This window comes from Streptomyces alboflavus (assembly GCF_000716675.1).
In the GTDB taxonomy this organism is placed as follows: Bacteria; Actinomycetota; Actinomycetes; order Streptomycetales; family Streptomycetaceae; genus Streptomyces; species Streptomyces alboflavus.
In genome coordinates this window covers 1-18,088 of sequence record NZ_JNXT01000026.1, presented here as the reverse complement: position 1 = coordinate 18,088, position 18,088 = coordinate 1, and the positions used below count along the sequence as shown (strand labels likewise).

Here is an 18,088-nt window from a genome sequence, read left to right as displayed (position 1 = left end):
GGCGAATGGACAGATGTCCCCCGAAAGAAGACACGATGGCCGAAAAGCCCCCGGTGGCCGCGGTGTGCGGCTGCCGGGGGCTTCTCGGTCAGACGTGGCTGACGCCCGTCGGGGGCTTCTCGGTCAGGCGTGGTCGGCGCCCGTCGGGGTCAGATGCCCGTCGGGATCAGATGAGGCCGAGGCCGCGGACCGCCTCGCGCTCCTCCTCGAGCTCCTTGACGGAGGCGTCGATGCGGGCGCGGGAGAACTCGTTGATCTCCAGGCCCTGGACGATCTCGTACTTGCCGTCCTTGGCGGTGACGGGGAAGGAGGAGATGAGGCCCTCCGGAACGCCGTACGAACCGTCCGACGGGATGCCCATGGACGTCCAGTCACCGGCGGCCGTGCCGTTGACCCACGTGTGCACGTGGTCGATGGCGGCGTTGGCGGCCGAGGCGGCCGAGGACGCGCCGCGGGCCTCGATGATCGCCGCGCCGCGCTTGGCGACGGTCGGGATGAAGGTGTCGCCGAGCCACTGCTCGTCGTTCACGACCTCGGCGGCGTTCTTGCCCGCGATCTCCGCGTGGAAGATGTCCGGGTACTGCGTCGCCGAGTGGTTGCCCCAGATGGTGAGGCGCTTGATGTCGGAGACCGAGGTGCCGGTCTTCTTCGCGAGCTGCGAGAGCGCGCGGTTGTGGTCGAGGCGCGTCATCGCGGTGAAGCGCTCCGCCGGTACGTCCGGGGCGGCGGCCTGGGCGATGAGGGCGTTGGTGTTGGCCGGGTTGCCGACGACGAGGACCTTGATGTCGTCCGCGGCGTGGTCGTTGATGGCCTTGCCCTGCGGCTTGAAGATGCCGCCGTTGGCCTCCAGGAGGTCGCCGCGCTCCATGCCCTTCGTGCGCGGGCGGGCGCCGACGAGCAGGGCGACGTTCGCACCGGCGAAGGCGACGTTCGGGTCGTCGCTGATCTCGATGCCGTTCAGCAGCGGGAAGGCGCAGTCGTCGAGCTCCATCGCGGTGCCCTCGGCGGCCTTGAGGGCGGGCGTGATCTCCAGGAGGCGCAGGTTGACCGGCACGTCCGGGCCGAGCAGGTGGCCGGAGGCGATGCGGAACAGCAGCGCGTAGCCGATCTGGCCGGCCGCGCCGGTGACGGTGACATTCACGGGAGTGCGGGTCATGGCGATCTCCGTAAGACAGCTGGCGGTGGGGGTCCCTGCCCCTTGTGCTGGATCCCCTGCCGACGCCCTCGTCGATCGCCTCTCGATGATCGATCTCTTGGCATCAAGAGAGATCCGGCGTCAGGTTATCGCGCCCTTGCCGTCCCGGTACGCCGGGAGGGTGTGGCCCGGCCCACAGGGCCCTTGGAGGGCGGCCGCCACCTCGGGAGAGGAGACGTGGCGGCCGCCTTGGGGGTGTGACCACTCCCGTGGGGGTACGGTGCGTCTGCCCTCCGGGGGGCGGGGTATTCCAGGTGCACGCCGGTTGTTTCCCGCCGACAAAGCTCTCCCACCCGCCCGCCCATTTCACTCGACCGTCAGCTTCTGGCCGCCTGTGCCACTACCGGCCGTCCGGCGTCTGCGGGACCGTCCGGCGCCAGCAGGCCCGCCCAGCGTCGGCGCCCAGCCGCCTCTACTCTCGCCCTGCCGCGGGCAGCTGCTTCCGTCCCACTCTGTGGGTAGGTGACCGACCACGCGCCCCGAGGGCTACTTCGTGCAGGTGGGCGTTCCGCCTGCCTTGAGTGTGGCGCAGGCCTTCGCCGCTGCCGCGTTCTTCACGGCCACCATGGGGGTGTACGCGTCGAGGTCCGCGTTCACGGTCCCGGTCTGGCGGGCCGCCGAGCCGGAGCCGGTGATCGTGACCTTGTCGCCGGGCGCGGCCTGGGTGATCCGCGCCCACGCGGCCCCGCACGTCTTGCTGTACCGCACCTCGACGAGCGTCTTCGTCCCGACGACGGTCACCCGCGACGTGGTCCGGGCGAACTCGCCCCCGCAGCCCATGTTCTCGGGATCCTTGCCGGTGCAGTCGGCCCCGCTGCACTCCACCCCGGCGGGCAGGTCCGCCTTGGACGTCGTCGGCGCCGTGGACGGCCCGGCCTTCCCGTCGCCGTCGTCGTCCTTGCCGATGTCCGTGAGGAACACCGCCGCCGCGATGACGACGAGCGCCCCCACGATCCCCGCGAGGAACATCGTCAGCTTCCGCTTGCGCCGCTGCCCGTCGGGCGACTTCCCGTCGGCGCCCGGCCCGGCCACGGACCCAGGACCGCCGCCCCCGTACCCGGGCGACACCGAGGACGTGGCCGCCACGGAGCCGGGCGGCGCCGACGCCTCGTACGAACGCGACGAAGGCGTGGCCGGCGCCTGGGCACGGGCCTGCGCCTGCGCCTGCGCCGCAGCGGCCGCCGAGTCGGCGCCCGTCGGCCCGGCCGAAGCCGCGCCCCGCGCCTGCGCCCCGTACCGCACGCCCTCCGGCTCCCGCGCCACCGGCGGCACCGTCGGCGAAACCCCGGCGGGCCCCGCGACCCCGGTCACGGCACCGACCCCACCGCGCGCCTTGCCCGCGCCGCCGCTCTCCTTCGGCGCCCGCGGCGCCTTGCCGGACTTGGCGTCCTTGGCGTCCTTCGAGCTGACCGGCGGGTTCGTCGCCAGCTCACCGAGCGCGGCCCGCGCCTGCGAGATGCGGATGGCCTGCATCGTCATGTCGTGCCGCATCTCGGAGCGGCTCCAGGCGCGCTCCGCGAGCTCCCACATGGTGATGAGGTGCACCGGCGGTGTGCCGGTGACTTCGGCGAGCGCGACGATCGCGCCCTTGGGGGCGAGCAGCCGCCCGTTCAGATAGCGCTCCCACGACGTCTTGCTGTAGCCGGTCCGGTCGGACACCGCTGCGATGCTGAGACCGCTGCGGTCGACCAGCCTGCGCAGCTGGTTCGCGAACTCCCTGACCTGCGGGTCGAGCTCATCCGGTAGCGCCTTCCAACGAGGCATTGCTCCCCCTATTCCCCCCGTACGTGCCTGTACTGCCCCCGCGCTTGACGCAGCTGTCCCAGACCTCCGGCGTACCGCACGCGGTCCGCTCGCCCCGGTCCTGAACTACCCAGAGGGATGCACGGAGCCAGGATGTCAGTTCCCGGAATGGGAGCGCACGGGAGCATTTGGGACAGAGTGTGCCCCGTCGCACGCCCCCGGTCCACGGCCCAGTGTCCCACCGTCGTCCCACTCCACAATGCGGAACCCCAGCTCCCGGACCGGGACGTCCCGGAACCTTCCCGAATGCGCTGGTTGGCCCTTTTCCGAGGCGCTCCGGTGCCGAAGCATCGAACACGGCACCGCTGCGCCACAGCAGCCGGACGCCGTGATCGAACCACCTGAACCACCAGTTCCGCCAGGGGGGAACCACATGCACCACCGCACCACCGACCACCGCGGCACCCACCCCGCCACCACCGGCGACACCCGCACCCGGCGCCCGCACCGGCTCCTCGCCGCCGCCGTCGCCGTGACCGCGAGCGCCGGCCTCGCGCTCGCCGCCACCGCCCCGCTCGCCCAGGCCGCAGGGCCGCACGTCGTCGACGGCAGCGGCGACGCGTACAACGACTGGGGCGACGAGGGCACGCTCTCCCGCCACAGCCACGCGCACTCCAACGCCACCTGGCTGTGGCAGAGCGTCCTGTACGCCGACGGCGCCAAGTGGCGCGACGGCAACGGCGTGCGGCACACCTTCACCAAGTCGGACATCGACGGCCACTACGGCTGGAAGACCGCGTCCGCGACCAAGTGGTGGCAGGCCCGCGAGGACCTGGAGGACGTCGACGGCGTCGTCGGCAAGGAGACCTTCGGCGCCGCGGACGACTTCCTGAGCGGCCCGCACGCGAACGGCCAGGTCGACTACACGGGCCACGTGCGCCAGATCGCCTTCAAGCGGATCTCCGGGACGTACTACGTGAAGGTCCACGGGCAGTGGAAGAAGGCCGCGTACCACCGCCTCGGCTGACGCCGGAGTCCGCCCCGGGGCCGTCACTCGGTGGCGGTCCCCGGGGCCTCGCGCGTGCCCAGCGGCTCGGAGACGCTCGCGCCCGGCTTCAGCGACGGCTCCTGGTCCGCGCCGCCGCGCACCCCGGTCACCTGCGTGACGATCCACAGCAGGCTCACGAGCAGCAGGGCGATCACCGCGAGCGCGGAGCAGGCGACGAGGCGCCAGGAAGGGGCGGGGCGCCGGGCGGGAGGAGGCGGGGCCGGAGTCGGGGCCGACGGCGGGCTGTCGGCCGGGGTTTCGGCCAGGGTTTCGGTCCGGGTGTCCGCCGGGGACGGCTCGGACCCGGCGGCCGCTCCCCCGGACGCCCCGGACGCCTCGGCCACCCGCGGCCACACCTTCACCGCCAGCTCCCACCCCGCCGCCGTGCGCGCGCCGTCCACCCCCGCGACCCGGCACAGCGCGAGCACGGCCTCCCGGGGCGGGGGCTGTTGGGCGTTGAGGTAGCGCTGCCAGGAGGACTTGCTGTAGGCGGTTCTGGAGCCGAGCGCGACGAGGCTGAGCCCCGTCCGGTCCTTGAGCCGTCGCAACTGCTCGACGAGATGGCGCACCTCCGGCGGCAGTTCGTCCGGAAGCGGCTGCCAGGCACCCGCGCGCGTCCCCATGGTTGCACCCCCCAGCGCGACCCGGTTTGACCGACTGACGGCGACGGCGCCCGGTTCGGTTCCGTCGGCACCGCCCCGGCCGCCCGTTTCGCCCGATCCTGCCCGGGTCGTCTCGCGTCCGTAGCGGGCCCGGAACAGCGTTGCGGAATGGTCACTTCCGTGCCACAGGGGTAAGGCTTCCCTTGCTGCCGGGATGGCGCGTCCATGACGCTTAAGACGCACAGCGAGCCCCCGGGTTCGCACCGCGGAACGGCGGCGCCCGTCCTCCCACGGGGGAGAGGACGGGCGCCGTCTCACGTCCGCCACCTGCGTGTTCGTACGCGTACGGAGGGCGCAGCGCCCCTCGTCGCCACCGCCCACGAGGGTCGGGCGCGCCGTGGCCGACGGCGGCCCAAGTCCCCGGACGCCGCCAGCGGATGGCCGGATTCCGCCCGCAAGGCCCGCCTTGCCCCGCTCACTTCCGCAGCTCCCCCCACGTCTCCGGCCTGACGATCCCGTCGTCCACGAGCCCCCGCGCCCACTGGAAGCGCCGCACCGCCGCCTTCGTGCTGTCGCCGTACGTACCGTCCGCCGCCCCCGCGCCGAAGCCGTGCCCGCGCAGCAGACACTGGACCTCGACCACCTCCCAGCCGTCGTCGCCCCGGTCGAGGATCGCGTCCCTGGTCCTGCTGTGCCCGGCGTACCGCACCCCGCCCTCGCGGCCGTCCCCGCACCCGTACGCGCGGCCCTTCTCGTACGCGCCGCGCGCAGCGCCGTCCGCGCCCTCCCAGGCCCGGCCCGCGACCAGGCCGCCCACGAACGCGGCGGCCACGGCGAGCGCCAGCGCGGCGAGCGCGGTGCGCAGACGCACGGTGCGGGGTGCGGATCCTGGCGTGGATCCGGGCGTGGATCCGGGCGTGGATCCGGGCGTGGATCCGGGTGCGGGCGTCGCGGATGGTGCGGGTTCCGGCGCGCGTGCGGGCTCGGGTGCCGGGGCCGCGCGGCCCGGCCCCGCGCCCGCCGAGACCCGTGCCTCCTGCGCCACCTCGTACAGCACGAGCAGGCGCGTCGGCTCCGTGCCGCACACCCGGGACAACTGCTCGACGGCCGCGCGCGGCACCGGCTTCTTGCCGTTGAGATAGCGCTCCCAGGAGGAGCGGCTGTACGAGGTCCTGGTGGCCAGTGAGGTCAGGCTGAGGCCGCTGCGATCCTTCATCCGCCGTAACTGGACCGCCAGTCGGCGCTCCTGCTCCCCCAGCGACGCGGGCAGCTCTTTCCAACGCGGCATGTTCACTCCATACGCGTGACAAGGTCCCCCGAGGCGAATCGCCCCCTGCGCCCGATCAGATGGCGGATGCACCAATTCCGGTTCCCCGGCGTTCGTCCCAGGCGTCCGAAAAGGCCACTCCTGGCGCGCGGGACGTCCCACGGCGGTGTCACCGCTCGACGCGTCCCCGCAGGTCGGCGCGCGGGACGGCCCAACTCGTCCCACTGCCCTGGATGTTGACCGGTTCGGATCGGCAGAGTCGGTACCGCACGACGGCCGGCACGGTCCTTCCCGGACCGGCCGCCGGACCGACACCACGGGGAGTTCACATGACCAACAGCACCGCGCCCACCCCTGCGGAGGGCGAACAGGACACCGGCTGGCGGGCCCCGCACCGCACGGGCGGCCTCGCGCGGACCGCCGCCATCGGCATCGCGGCCGCCGCGATCCTGGGCGGCGGCCTCGCCCTGGCCCCCTCGGCGTCAGCCGCGCCCGCCGCCCCGACGTCGTCCTCGGGGGCCTCGGGATCCTCGGGGTCCGCGGACGCGTCCTCGGCGGCCCGCACCGCGGACGTCTCGCCGCGGGGCACCGCGCCCGCCTGCGTCCAGCGGACGGTCAGGGGCCGGACCGCCACCGTGACCAACTACTGCGGCCGCACCGTGCGCGTGAAGGTCGTCGTCAAGTTCGGCCCCGACTCGCGCTGCTTCACCCTGCCGCCCCGGCACTGGGCCCGCTACACCTGGAGCTTCGGCTCCTACGACAAGACCGTGACCTGCTGACCCTGGGCCCACGCGGCGGACGGCGGTCCGTGCTCCCACGGGGGGAGGACGGGCCGCCGTCCGGTGTGCGCGGCGCGGCGGGTGCGCGGGGTCAGAGGCCGGCGCCCGGGGTCACCAGGCCCGTCTCGTAGGCGATCACCACCGCCTGGGCCCTGGTGTCCAGGTCGAGTTTGTTCATGGTGCGGTTCAGATGCGTCTTGACCGTGGCCTCGCTGATGTAGAGGCGGTCGGCTATCTCCGCGTTGGACAGGCCCCGCGCGATCAGCTTCAGGACCTCCAGTTCGCGGCCGGTGAGCGCGGCGAGGTCCGGCGGCGGCTCCTCGGCGGGCACGGCCCCGGAACGCACCGCGAAGGCCTCCACGAGACGACGCGTGACACTCGGCGCGAACAGCGCGTCCCCGCTGCCGACGGCGGCCACCGCCGCGAGCAGCCGCTCCGGGCCGGAGTCCTTGAGCAGGAACCCGGCGGCGCCCGCGCGCAGCGCCCCGTACACGTACTCGTCGAGGTCGAAGGTGGTGAGGACCAGGATGCGGGGCGGCGGCTCGGCGGCGTCGGCGAGGATGCGCTCGGTGGCCGTGATGCCGTTCATGCCGGGCATGCGGATGTCCATGAGGATCACGTCGGGGCGGGTAGCCGCCGCGAGTTCCACGGCCTCGGTGCCGTCGCCCGCCTCGCCGACGACTTCGATCCCGGGCGCGGCCCGGAGCACACCTACGAGCCCGGCGCGGATGAGGAACTGGTCGTCCACGACGAGCACCTTTATGTGGCTCGAGTTCATTCGGTGGTGTCGTCTCCCGGCGGTGCGGCCCGTGCCGACGTCGGCAGGGTCAGTCTCACGGCGAACCCTCCCACGCTGCGCGGGCCGATGCTGATCGATCCGCCGTAGAGCTTGGCCCGTTCGCGCATGCCGATCAACCCATGTCCACCAGGGCTCCTCACTCTGTCCGGAATCACCCCCTCCCCATTGTCGGTGACGGACACCTCGATGTGGTCGCGGCGGTAGTGCAGTTCCACGGTCGCGCTGGCCTGGCGCGCGTGCTTCAGGACGTTGGTCAGCGCCTCCTGCACCACGCGGTAGGCGCACAGCTCGACGCCGGGCGCGATCGGCCGCGGCGTCCCCGTGACCCGGAACTCGACGGGCACCCCGCCCGCCCTGACCCGGTCCGTCATGTCCCCGATGCGGGCGAGGCCCGGCATCGGCGCGTCCGGGACCTCGCCGTCGTCGTCCTGGGCGCGCAACACCCGCAGCATGCGCCGCATCTCCTCCAGGGCCTCGGTGCTGGTACCGGAGATGGTGCCGAGCGCGGTGCGCGCGGTCTCGGCGTCGGAGTCGAAGACGAACTTGGCGAGCCCGGCCTGCACGGAGATCACCGACATGTGGTGGGCGACGACGTCGTGCAGCTCCCGCGCGATCCGCCCGCGCTCCTCCACGACCGCGTGCCGGGCCCGCTCCTGCTGCTCGGCGCGGGTCCTGCGGGCGAATTCGGTGGAGCGCCGGGCCAGGTATCCCATCCGCCACACCAGGGCGTTGACGCCGACGGCCTGCGTCACCACCGTCGGCACGGAGGTGGGATCGTCTTCCAGCACACTGCCGAGCACCCAGATCGCGGAGAGCAGCGCCGCGCACACCCCGGTCGTGCGGGTCTGGCGTTGCAGGGCGACCGTGTAGAGGCAGATCATCGGCCCGAACGACGTCGCCACGGGCCAGTATCCGGCGAGGACGTACACGGTCCAGATCCCGTACGTCACGAGGCAGACGAGGAGCGGTGCCTTCGAGCGGAACATGGTCGGCGCGATCACGAGCAGCGCGAGGCCGTAGCCCCGCGGGTCCAGTTCGGACCAGCCGACCGCCGAGGCCTCGGGGCCGACCAACGCCAGCAGCGCCACCTGCCCGAGGGCGAGCAGCACGTCGACGGTGAACGGGCGGAGGCGCATCGCCGCAGCGTAGCCCGCATACCCATCGGTATACGTCCATCGTTTGCCGTACCGCGGAAGTTGTAGACCGCGCTCGTCTACGACCGGGGTCGTACGGCAACGTCAACCCGGCACGGGACGACGGGCACTTCCGCCGCCGCGTAAGTTCTTGGCCCAGCACCACCACCCGCGCCGCCTTGATACGGCGCGCCGGGGGAAGGGGGCGCGGGCCTGCAAACGGGGGTTTGCACGGGGGACCAGGCCTGCGCCCCGAACAGACAACTACATACCACTGAGGCATGCGGCTTCGTGCAGGGGCGCACGGAGGAACGGGCCCGCAGCCGATCGCACCACCCCCTGCCCCCACGGCCAACGGCCCGTACTCTCCTGGCGAGTACGGGCCGTTGGTATGTGCCGGCGGCGGCCGCCCTCCGGCTAGCTGCTGATCGTGAAGTGCAGCGTGTCGTCGAGGAACGGGATCTCCAGCCACGGATTCGGCTGCGCCATCATCGAGAGCAGCACGATCGCCAGGCCGAGACTGCCGTACGTCACCATGTCCGTGAACCGCGAGCGCACCGCCAGCATGCCGACGCGCGGCAGCCACCAGCGCATCACGGCCCCCGCGAGCAGCGCGACCCCGATCAGTATCGTGCCGACGCGGAACACGTCGAGGGCGGTCAGGAACAGCCCGAGGCCGACCAGCGACACCACGCTGAGCAGCGGCCACTGCCGCGCGGGCGCGGGCGCGTCCCCCGAGGCGGCACGCCCGCCGCCCTCGGGCCGCGCGGTGTCCCGCGTGAACAGCGGGAACCGCCGGGACACCTTGCGGGGCTCACCGTCGGGCCCGGGGGCGCTGACGGCACCCTTGGCGGTGGGCTGGCCACCGGCGTCGGGATCGCCGGACGCCTCCGGCTCGGCGGACGCGGTCGACTCGCCGGACTCGGCGGACCCTTCGCCCTCCGCCGCTCCGCCGGGTGCCGCCGACGCGTCCGGGTCCGTGGCCGCGGGCGCGCCCTGGGACGGATCCGCGGAGCCGTCCTTCGCCTCTACGTTCATGGGGTCATCCTTCCCCCGCTCAGTCCTCGGCGGCGGCACGTTCCGCGGCCTCGACGACGTTGACGAGGAGCTGGGCACGGGTCATCGGGCCGACACCGCCCGGGTTGGGCGAGATCCATCCGGCGACCTCGGCGACGGCGGGCTCGACATCGCCGACGATCTTGCCGTTGCCGTCCCGCGAGACGCCGACGTCGAGCACGGCGGCGCCCGGCTTCACGTCCTCGGCCTTGATGAGGTGCGGCACCCCGGCCGCCGCCACGATGATGTCGGCGCGCCGCAGGTGCGCCGACAGGTCACGGGTGCCGGTGTGGCACTGCGTCACCGTCGCGTTCTCCGACTTCCGCGTGAGCAGCAGCGGCATCGGACGGCCGATGGTGACACCGCGGCCGACGACCACGACCTCGGCGCCCTTGATCTCCACGTTGTGCTGCCGCAGCAGCCGGATGATCCCGTACGGGGTGCAGGGCAGCGGCGCGGGCTCGTTGAGGACGAGGCGGCCCAGGTTGGTGGGGTGCAGTCCGTCGGCGTCCTTGGCCGGGTCCATCAGCTCCAGGATGCGGTTCTCGTCGATGCCCTTGGGCAGCGGCAGTTGCACGATGTAGCCGGTGCACGCCGGGTCGTCGTTCAGCTCGCGCACGACGGCCTCGATCTCCTCCTGGGAGGCGGTCGCGGGCAGTTCGCGCTGGATGGAGGCGATGCCGACCTGCGCGCAGTCGCGGTGCTTGCCCGCCACGTACTTCTGGCTGCCGGGGTCGTCGCCGACCAGGACAGTGCCGAGGCCGGGCGTCACGCCCTTTTCCTTCAGGGCCGCCACGCGGGCGGTCAGTTCGGACTTGATCGCTGCTGCGGTGGCCTTGCCATCGAGAATCTGGGCGGTCATGCCCCCATCCTCGCGGATGAGCCCGCCCGCGTACCAATCCGGGGCCGCAGCCGTCGCCCACGATTGCACTCGCACAACGTTCGGTGAGCTGGCTGGACAAACACGACGGCGCTGAAGAAGCATGAGGGTCACAGTGCCGCGGCCGGTGTCGGGGGGACCGACGCTCCTGTGAACGTTTCCTCCGCGCGTGCCGCGCAGTCCCCGCACGCAGTCCCCGACGGAGGAATCCCCACCATGAGCAACCCCTACGGGCCGCCGCCCCAGCAGCCCCAGCCCGGCCAGGGGCCCGGTTACGGCTACCCGCAGCAGCCCCCGCAGGGCGTGCCGCCACAGGGCGGCTACCCCGGCCAGGGCTACGCGCCCTACCCGCAGCCCGCCCCCGGCCAGTCCCCGTACGGCGCCTACCCGCAGCAACAGCAGCCGGGCTACGGCTACGACCCGAGCGGGTACGCGCCCCGCCCGGAGCTGGCGCACTGGGGCCTGCGCGCGGGCGCGCTCCTCATCGACGGCCTGGTCTTCGGCCTCGTCTACCTCATCATCGGCATCGGTGTCGCGGTGGGCAGGGGCGGCGCCGGAATCGTCCTCATCCTCCTCGGCGTCGCCGCCATCATCGCGTTCGCGATCTACCAGCTGATCCAGGAGGGCAGGACCGGCCAGACCATCGGCAAGAAGGCCGTCGGCATCCGGTTGCTGCGCGAGCTGGACGGGCGGCCCGTCGGCGTCGGCATGGCGTTCGTGCGCAGGCTCGCCCACTTCCTGGACAGCCTCCCGATCTACCTCGGCTGGCTGTGGCCGCTGTGGGACGACAAGAAGCAGACCTTCGCCGACAAGGTCTGCGGCACCGTCGTCATCAAGGGCTGACACCCGCCGCACCAGCCCCGCACGGCACCATCCAGCGGGCCGCAACTCCCCTTTTCCTCAGGGGAGTTGCGGCCCGCCGCCTTATCTCCGGAGCGCCTTCTCCCTACCCTGTGCGGCGGGGAAGCACGGGGACTTCGGGGGAGGACGGGACATGTCCGGTGACAGCGTGATCGTGGTGCCGGGGGCCGGGCACGGGGAGCAGGTCCGGCTCGCGCCCGGGGAGCGGCTGCGGTTCGGGCGGCGGACCGGGGGCAACGACCTGGTGCTCGCGCACGAGGGGGTGTCCCGCGCCGCCGGGGAGATCACCGCGCAGGGCACCTTCTGGGTCCTGAGCAACCTCAGCGCCCACCAGACGTACGCCGTGGAGAACCCGGAGGGCGCGGGCGAGCACATCAAGGTCGCCCCGGGGCGCCTGGACGCGCCGGTGCCGTTCGAGTTCGCCCGCGTCGTCCTGCCCGCCGCGGGCGAACTGCTGCACTTCGACGTGTGGGCGCCCCGGCACGACTACGCGCCCGGCGGCCCCGGGCCCGACGGCACCACCACCCGCCCGGCCTTCGGCCTCGACCCCACCAAGCGCTACTTCGCCGTCCTCGCCGCCCTCTGCGAACCCCGCCTGCGCGGCGCCCCGCACGCCCCCGCGCCCACCGTCGACCAGGTCACGGCCCGCCTGGCCCCGGTCTGGCCGGGGGCGAACCGGGCGGCGGTGCAGTGGAACATCGACTACCTGGCGGTGAAGCTGCGCCTCAAGCCCGACCCGGCATCGGCGGACCAGGGCCCGCGCCTGAACGGCAAGAAGGAGACCCTCGTCGGGCTCGCCCTGCGCTTCGACCTCGTGCGCGAGGACGACCTGCGCGTCCTGGCCGCCGGAGCGACGGAGGTGCCGCGGTGACCCGAGGCCACCGCGCCGTGCCCACGGGCTACCGGGTCGGGTCCTGGGAGGTGCGCGAGCCCCTGGGGACCGGCGCGTTCAGCAGCGTGTACGCGGCCCGGCGCGCCACGGGGGCGGTCACGACGCCGCCGGGTCCGGGCACGGCGGGCCCCGGCACCGGCCCCCTGCCCGCGCGTGCCGCGCTGAAGTTCCTGCCCACCGCCCACACCCCCCGTGGCGTGCGGCAGCTGCGCGAACTCGCCGAACGCGAGATCACCCTCCTCAGCAGACTCCGGTCGCCCCGGCTGATCCGGATGTACGAGGTCCTGACCGTCGACGACCCGGCCCGCCCCGACCTCGACGGCGCCACCGTCCTCGTACTCGAAGAGGCGGAACAGTCCCTCGCCGGGCTCCTGGAGCGCTCGCCGGTGCCGCGGCGCGGGCCCGCGCTGCTCGCCCAGGTCTGCGAGGGGCTGCACCAGCTGCACCGGGCGGGCTGGGTGCACGGCGACCTCAAACCGGCCAACGTGCTGGTCCTCAAGGACGGTTCCGTGCGGCTCGCCGACTTCCAGACGGCCGCCGAACTGGAGGGCACCCACGCCTACTCCGCCGCCTTCTCGACCCCCGACCACACCCCGCCCGAGCTGCTGTGGCCCGACGTCAGCGAGCGCGGCACCCGCATCCGGCCCACCGCCGACCTGTGGGCCTTCGGTGTCCTCGCCCACGTCGTGCTCACCGACTCCTACCCGCTGCCGGGCGGCACCCCGGCCACCCGCAGGGACGCGGCGATCCGCTACGCGCGCGGCGCCGAGGAGCTGCGCCTGTCCCCCGCGCTGCCCCCGCAGTGGCGGGACATCGTCGCCCGGTGCCTGGCCCGCACCCACCAGGAGCGGCCGCCCCTCGCCACGGCGGCGCTGCTGCGCCGGGTGGAACGGGCCGCGCGGGTACCGCGCTCGCCACGGCTGCGGGGGCTGCCCCGGCCCCGTACGCCAAGGGCCCGGCGCACCGCGTGGGCGGCCGGGGCCCTGGCGCTCGCGCTCACGGCGGCGGGCGTCGTGTACGGCAACTGGCCCGTCGCGTACGGCTACCACCGGTGTCCGGCGGGCTCCGTGTGTTTCTTCAGCGAGCGCAACGGCAACGGGGACATGTGCAGTTGGCGCGGCGACGACACGGACTGGCTCGCGGGCGGCCGCACGTGCCGGTGGACCGAGGCCCGGCCGGTGAAGTCCGTCTTCAACAACGACCAGGAGTCGAAGGCGAACCACGACGTGGCGTACTGGCGTGGCCCCGACTTCGTCCCCACCGGCTACGACCGCGAACGCGAAACCAAACGCACCGGCTGCACCTCGGTCAACCAACAGGGCAACCTCGAGGGCACCTACACCCCACGGTCCCACCGCTGGGTGCCCCACTGCTGACCGCGCGCCGGGCACAGGCCTACACGTCGTAGGTGTACACCCAGGCGTTGATCTTGCTGCCCCTCGCGGTCCACGTGTACTCCTCCTTGTCCCCCTTGGGGCAGGCGGCCTTGCTCCGCTTCCAGTCGCCGTTCGGCATCTGCGCCTTCACCTTGACGCACTTGCTGTCGGACCTGGTGTCGGTGACGGTGCCCTCGATCGTGATCTTGCCGTTGTCGCAGGTCAGCTCCCAGTGCGCCTTGCCACCGGGGACCGTCGGGTTGTAGTTCTCGCCGCATCCCCCGCGAGTTCCGGTCGGCTCCGCGTGGGCGGCGGGCGAGAAGCCGACGCCCGCGCCGAGCAGCGCCACGGCAGCCGAACCGACGAGTGCCTTCTTGTACCGATCGCGCATGGCAACCCCCATTGACCTGGGGGGCTCCGGGTGAGCCCCTCGTGCCACCGATGGTGGAACAAGGCGCGGGCGCCGCCCACCTCGGAAGTCCGAGGGTGCGGCGCCCGCGTCGACGTGCGGCCCGGTGGGGGTGCGGCTCAGTGGAAGAAGTGCCGCGTCCCCGTGAAGTACATCGTCACGCCCGCCTTCTTCGCCGCCTCCACGACCAGTTCGTCGCGGACCGAGCCGCCGGGCTGGACGACCGCCTTGACGCCCGCGTCGGTGAGGACCTCCAGGCCGTCCGGGAAGGGGAAGAACGCGTCGGACGCCGCGAAGGAGCCGCGGGCCCGCTCCTCGCCGGCGCGCTCGACGGCGAGCTTCGCGGAGTCGACGCGGTTGACCTGCCCCATGCCGACGCCGACGGAGGCCCCGTCCTTGGCGAGCAGGATCGCGTTGGACTTCACGGCGCGGCAGGCCCGCCAGGCGAAGGCGAGTTCGGCCAGCTCGCCCGGGGAGAGGGCGTCGCCGGTGGCGAGGGTCCAGTTGGCCGGGTTGTCGCCGTCGGCCTGGAGCCGGTCGGTGACCTGGAGCAGCGCGCCGCCGTCGATCGGCTTGACCTCGACGGGCGCGGACGGCGCCTGCGGGGCGCGCAGGACGCGGATGTTCTTCTTCTTGCTGAGGGCTTCGAGCGCGCCGTCCTCGTAGTCGGGCGCGACGATGACCTCGGTGAAGATGTCGGCGACCTGCTCGGCCATCTCCCGCGTCACCGGCCGGTTCACGGCGATGACGCCGCCGAACGCGGACAGCGGGTCACAGGCGTGCGCCTTGCGGTGCGCCTCGGCGACGTTCCCGCCGATGGCGATGCCGCACGGGTTGGCGTGCTTGATGATCGCGACGCACGGGTCGTCGTGGTCGTACGCGGCACGGCGGGCGGCGTCCGTGTCCGTGAAGTTGTTGTACGACATCTCCTTGCCGTGCAGCTGCACGGCTTCGGCGAGGCCGCCGCGGCCGTCGGTGTAGAGGGCGGCGCCCTGGTGCGGGTTCTCGCCGTAGCGCAGCACGTTCTTGCGCGCGTGCGTCGAGCCGAGGAACTCGGGGAAGCCGGAGGCGTCGGCGGCCGCGTAGCCATCGGCGAACCAGGACGCCACGGCGACGTCGTACGCGGCCGTGTGCCGGAACGCTTCGCCTGCGAGCCGCTTGCGCGCGTCCAGGTCGAAGCCGCCCGCGCGGACCGCGGTGAGCACGGCGTCGTAGCGTGCGGGGCTGGTGACGACCGCCACGGAGGGGTGGTTCTTGGCGGCGGCGCGGACCATCGAGGGGCCGCCGATGTCGATCTGCTCGACGCACTCGTCGGGCGTCGCGCCGGAGGCGACGGTCTCCTTGAACGGGTAGAGGTTCACGACGACGAGCTGGAACGGCTCCACGCCGAGCTCGGCGAGCTGCCGCCGGTGGTCCTCAAGGCGCAGGTCGGCGAGGATGCCGGCGTGCACGCGCGGGTGCAGCGTCTTGACCCGGCCGTCCAGGCACTCGGGGAAGCCGGTCAGGTCCTCGACCTTGGTGACCGGCACGCCCGCGGCGGCGATCCGCCCGGCGGTGGAGCCGGTCGAGACGAGCTCGACGCCCGCGTCGTGGAGCCCGCGCGCGAGGTCTTCCAGGCCGGTCTTGTCGTAGACGCTGATGAGTGCGCGCTTGATGGGGCGCTGCGTACCTTCGGCGGCGGTGGCCGTACCTTCGGCGGTCACGGGATAACTACCTTTCGTCCCTCAATCGAGAAGCCGTCGCGGGCCAGGCGCCCCACGACGTCGACGAGCAGTCCTCGCTCGACTTCCTTGATGCGCTCGTGCAGCGCGCTCTCGTCGTCCTCGGCCCTGATGTCCACCACGCCCTGCGCGATGATCGGGCCGGTGTCGACGCCGTCGTCGACGAAGTGGACGGTGCAGCCGGTGACCTTCGCGCCGTACGCGAGTGCGTCGCGCACGCCGTGGGCCCCCGGAAAACTGGGCAGCAGGGCAGGGTGCGTGTTCACCGTGCGCCCACCGAACCGGGCCAGGAATTCCTTCCCGACGATGCGCATGAACCCGGCGGAGACCACCAGGTCCGGCTCGTACGCCGCGGTGGCTTCGGCGAGCGCGCGGTCCCACTCGGCACGGCTCGCGTAGTCCTTCACCCGGCACACGAACGTCGGCAGGCCCGCGCGCTCGGCGCGGTCCAGGCCCGCGATGCCGGTCCGGTCGGCGCCGACGGCCACGATCTCGGCGCCGTAGGCGTCGGCCCCGTGCTCCGCGACGGCGTCGAGCAGTGCCTGCAGATTCGTACCTGATCCGGAGACCAGCACGACGAGGCGCTTGGCCTTGGCCACGGCGGGGCCCTTTCTCGGGAGTGCTCTTTGTACGGTCGTACGAAGGCTTCGTACTCCCCGATACGGGGAACCCTACGAAGCGGCCGACCGTCAGCAACGATACCGGCACACCGGGCGGCCCCTCACGGGACGGGGGCGCGGCCGGAAGGTAGCGTCTGTGGGGGCAGCCGCCTGAACAGTCAGTAGCCAAGCTCCATCGCCGAGTTGCCCGGCTCCGCCGGGCCGCCGGGTTCCACACGACGAGTCTCTGCCCAGGGGCCGGGCTCTACCAAGGGGAAGACGCACACCTGATGCCGGACCGCAGCCTCCGCCTCCCACCGTCCTTCGCGTACGGTCCGCCCCTCGCGGACGGCCCGTCCCTCGCGGAGGGCGCGTCCGGCTCGACCCGCGGGGGGCGGGACGGGTCGACACTGCTGCGGGACGGGGGCGGACAGCCTTCGTCGCCGCCTCGGGGTTCCGAGGGGTCCGGTGCGGCCGGTGGTTCCGGGGGCTCCGGGGGCTCCGGTGCGGCCGGTGGTTCCGGCGGCTCCGGTACGTCCGGCGGCTCCGGCAACGGGTCCTCCGAGGACAATCCGTTCGCGCCGCCGCCCGAGGGCACGCCCGAGCGGCCGTGGCAGCCGCGTCGACCCGCGAACGGGTCCGGCGGCGACGGTTCCGACGGCTCCGGCGGCGGCGAGTCGCCGTGGGGCAGCCAGTGGAGCGACCGGCAGCCCGGACGGTCGTCCGGCGGCGGCTTCGGCGAGCGGCCCGGCAGCCAGGGCCCCGAGGGGTCCGGCTCGGGCTCGAACGGGCAGGGCGGCGGCATGCGCTGGGACCCGACCGATCCGGCCCAGCGCCGCGCCCGCTACGCCCTGCTCTCCGGCATGTGGGCGTTCTTCTTCGCGCTCTTCGGCTGGCGGTACGTGGCGCTGCTGCTCGGCGCGCTCGGTCTCCACTGGGCCATCAGCGCCCTGCGGGCCAAGCCGAAGCTGCCGGACCCGACGGCTCCGGCGCCGGTCGGCGCGGCGGGGGCGCAGGGCGGGGCCGGGGGGAACGGCGCGACCGGCGGGTCGCGGCCCGCGCGGGCCGGAGGACGGCCGCAGACCACGGCGGCGATCAGCGGCCTGGTCACGGCCTCGCTGGCGCTGGCCATGGTGCTCGCCACGTTCGCCGCGCAGCTGATCTACCGGGACTACTACACGTGCCGTGACGACGCGCTGACGAACCAGTCCCGTCAGGAGTGCGAGGACCTGCTGCCGAAGGAGCTGCGGCCGCTTCTGACGGACCGGGACTGACGCGGGCGCCGTCCGGGTGGTGAACGGCTCTTCCACGACTTCGTGGAAGAGCCGTCGCGTTCGGGGGCACGGCTCCGAAGGCACGGCATTGTGCGGCAACGACGAAGGCCCCTCACTCGTGGAGTGAGGGGCCTTCGTCTCTGGAGCGCCCGGCAGGCCTTGCACCTACATTTCCCATCGGATGATGGGCGTCTTTCCTTGGACCACAGACGCGCGACTCCCGTGCTGTGCACCGAAGTTACACCAAGATCGTACACGAATTCCGGAGCGCCGATCAACGTCCGTCGGGGGTTCATCGCGGCTAGGTGTCGCGGCTAGGTGTCGCGGCCCGGGTCGGGGAGGAAGTCGTAGGGCTCGAAGGTCGGGGGCGGGGGTGTGGTGGGGGGCGGAGGTGCGGTGGAGGGTGAGGGGAGGGATCCGGGGGTGGTCGGTGGGGGGGAGGGTTCGGGTGATG

General features: G+C 73.1%; 16 protein-coding genes and 1 pseudogene. 6 read left to right on the top strand and 11 right to left on the bottom strand.

Annotation, left to right across the window (positions count from 1 at the left end; translation table 11 throughout):
* Positions 1–166: 166 nt before the first annotated feature.
* Positions 167–1,156: a malate dehydrogenase gene (locus OO63_RS20725; RefSeq protein WP_030360727.1), complete on the bottom strand. Its 990-nt coding sequence runs from the start codon at positions 1,154–1,156 to the stop codon at positions 167–169.
* A 525-nt stretch (positions 1,157–1,681) separates the two neighbouring features.
* A complete protein-coding gene (locus OO63_RS20720; RefSeq protein WP_030360726.1) occupies positions 1,682–2,959 on the bottom strand; it encodes a helix-turn-helix domain-containing protein in 1,278 nt (425 codons plus the stop codon).
* A 412-nt stretch (positions 2,960–3,371) separates the two neighbouring features.
* Between OO63_RS20720 and OO63_RS20715 the strand changes: the two genes are divergently transcribed.
* Positions 3,372–3,965, top strand: a complete 594-nt coding sequence (locus OO63_RS20715; protein ID WP_234311307.1) for a peptidoglycan-binding domain-containing protein — start codon at positions 3,372–3,374, stop codon at positions 3,963–3,965.
* A 149-nt stretch (positions 3,966–4,114) separates the two neighbouring features.
* On the opposite strand, the pseudogene OO63_RS43645 reads toward OO63_RS20715, so the two are convergent.
* Together OO63_RS43645 and OO63_RS20705 are read right to left on the bottom strand one after the other, a co-directional pair.
* Positions 4,115–4,609, bottom strand: a pseudogene (locus tag OO63_RS43645) (helix-turn-helix domain-containing protein); the annotation flags it as partial.
* Between the two features lie 454 nt (positions 4,610–5,063).
* Entirely contained in the window at positions 5,064–5,876 is an 813-nt protein-coding gene (locus tag OO63_RS20705; RefSeq protein WP_030360723.1) for a helix-turn-helix domain-containing protein, read from the bottom strand.
* Between the two features lie 308 nt (positions 5,877–6,184).
* Here OO63_RS20705 and OO63_RS45450 point away from each other — a divergent pair, with 308 nt between their 5' ends.
* Entirely contained in the window at positions 6,185–6,634 is a 450-nt protein-coding gene (locus OO63_RS45450) for a hypothetical protein (protein WP_030360722.1), read from the top strand.
* Between the two features lie 91 nt (positions 6,635–6,725).
* On the opposite strand, the gene OO63_RS20695 is transcribed toward OO63_RS45450, so the two are convergent.
* The 4 genes from OO63_RS20695 to OO63_RS20680 form a co-directional block, all read right to left on the bottom strand.
* Positions 6,726–7,412 (bottom strand): response regulator, encoded by a 687-nt coding sequence (locus OO63_RS20695; protein WP_030360721.1) that lies wholly within the window; start codon positions 7,410–7,412, stop codon positions 6,726–6,728.
* On the bottom strand, positions 7,409–8,569 hold the full coding sequence (locus OO63_RS20690; protein ID WP_030360720.1) for a sensor histidine kinase: 1,161 nt from the start codon (positions 8,567–8,569) through the stop codon (positions 7,409–7,411). The genes OO63_RS20695 and OO63_RS20690 overlap by 4 nt, the downstream gene beginning before the upstream one ends.
* A gap of 414 nt (positions 8,570–8,983) precedes the next feature.
* Entirely contained in the window at positions 8,984–9,604 is a 621-nt protein-coding gene (locus OO63_RS20685) for a DUF3017 domain-containing protein (RefSeq protein WP_030360719.1), read from the bottom strand.
* Positions 9,605–9,623: 19 nt separating this feature from the next.
* Positions 9,624–10,484 (bottom strand): bifunctional methylenetetrahydrofolate dehydrogenase/methenyltetrahydrofolate cyclohydrolase, encoded by an 861-nt coding sequence (locus OO63_RS20680; RefSeq protein ID WP_030360718.1) that lies wholly within the window; start codon positions 10,482–10,484, stop codon positions 9,624–9,626.
* A 234-nt stretch (positions 10,485–10,718) separates the two neighbouring features.
* Here OO63_RS20680 and OO63_RS20675 point away from each other — a divergent pair, with 234 nt between their 5' ends.
* The 3 genes from OO63_RS20675 (at position 10,719) to OO63_RS20665 (ending at position 13,631) form a co-directional block, all read left to right on the top strand.
* Entirely contained in the window at positions 10,719–11,345 is a 627-nt protein-coding gene (locus tag OO63_RS20675) for an RDD family protein (RefSeq protein WP_030360717.1), read from the top strand.
* Between the two features lie 151 nt (positions 11,346–11,496).
* A complete protein-coding gene (locus OO63_RS46850; RefSeq protein ID WP_030360716.1) occupies positions 11,497–12,234 on the top strand; it encodes an FHA domain-containing protein in 738 nt (245 codons plus the stop codon).
* A complete protein-coding gene (locus tag OO63_RS20665; protein ID WP_051811026.1) occupies positions 12,231–13,631 on the top strand; it encodes a serine/threonine-protein kinase in 1,401 nt (466 codons plus the stop codon). Before OO63_RS46850 ends, OO63_RS20665 begins: the two co-directional genes overlap by 4 nt.
* 19 nt (positions 13,632–13,650) lie before the next feature.
* On the opposite strand, the gene OO63_RS20660 is transcribed toward OO63_RS20665, so the two are convergent.
* From OO63_RS20660 to purN, 3 genes are all read right to left on the bottom strand, one after another.
* On the bottom strand, positions 13,651–14,022 hold the full coding sequence (locus OO63_RS20660) for a hypothetical protein (protein WP_030360714.1): 372 nt from the start codon (positions 14,020–14,022) through the stop codon (positions 13,651–13,653).
* Positions 14,023–14,159: 137 nt separating this feature from the next.
* On the bottom strand, positions 14,160–15,743 hold the full coding sequence (gene purH, locus OO63_RS20655) for a bifunctional phosphoribosylaminoimidazolecarboxamide formyltransferase/IMP cyclohydrolase (RefSeq protein WP_030360713.1): 1,584 nt from the start codon (positions 15,741–15,743) through the stop codon (positions 14,160–14,162).
* The gene (purN, locus tag OO63_RS20650; RefSeq protein ID WP_030360712.1) at positions 15,740–16,360 is read right to left on the bottom strand and encodes a phosphoribosylglycinamide formyltransferase; all 621 of its coding nucleotides are present in this window, start codon (positions 16,358–16,360) and stop codon (positions 15,740–15,742) included. Before purN ends, purH begins: the two co-directional genes overlap by 4 nt.
* Positions 16,361–16,650: 290 nt before the next feature.
* On the opposite strand from purN, the gene OO63_RS20645 reads away from it, so the two are divergent.
* A complete protein-coding gene (locus OO63_RS20645) occupies positions 16,651–17,634 on the top strand; it encodes a membrane protein (protein ID WP_033264306.1) in 984 nt (327 codons plus the stop codon).
* Positions 17,635–18,088 lie beyond the last annotated feature (454 nt).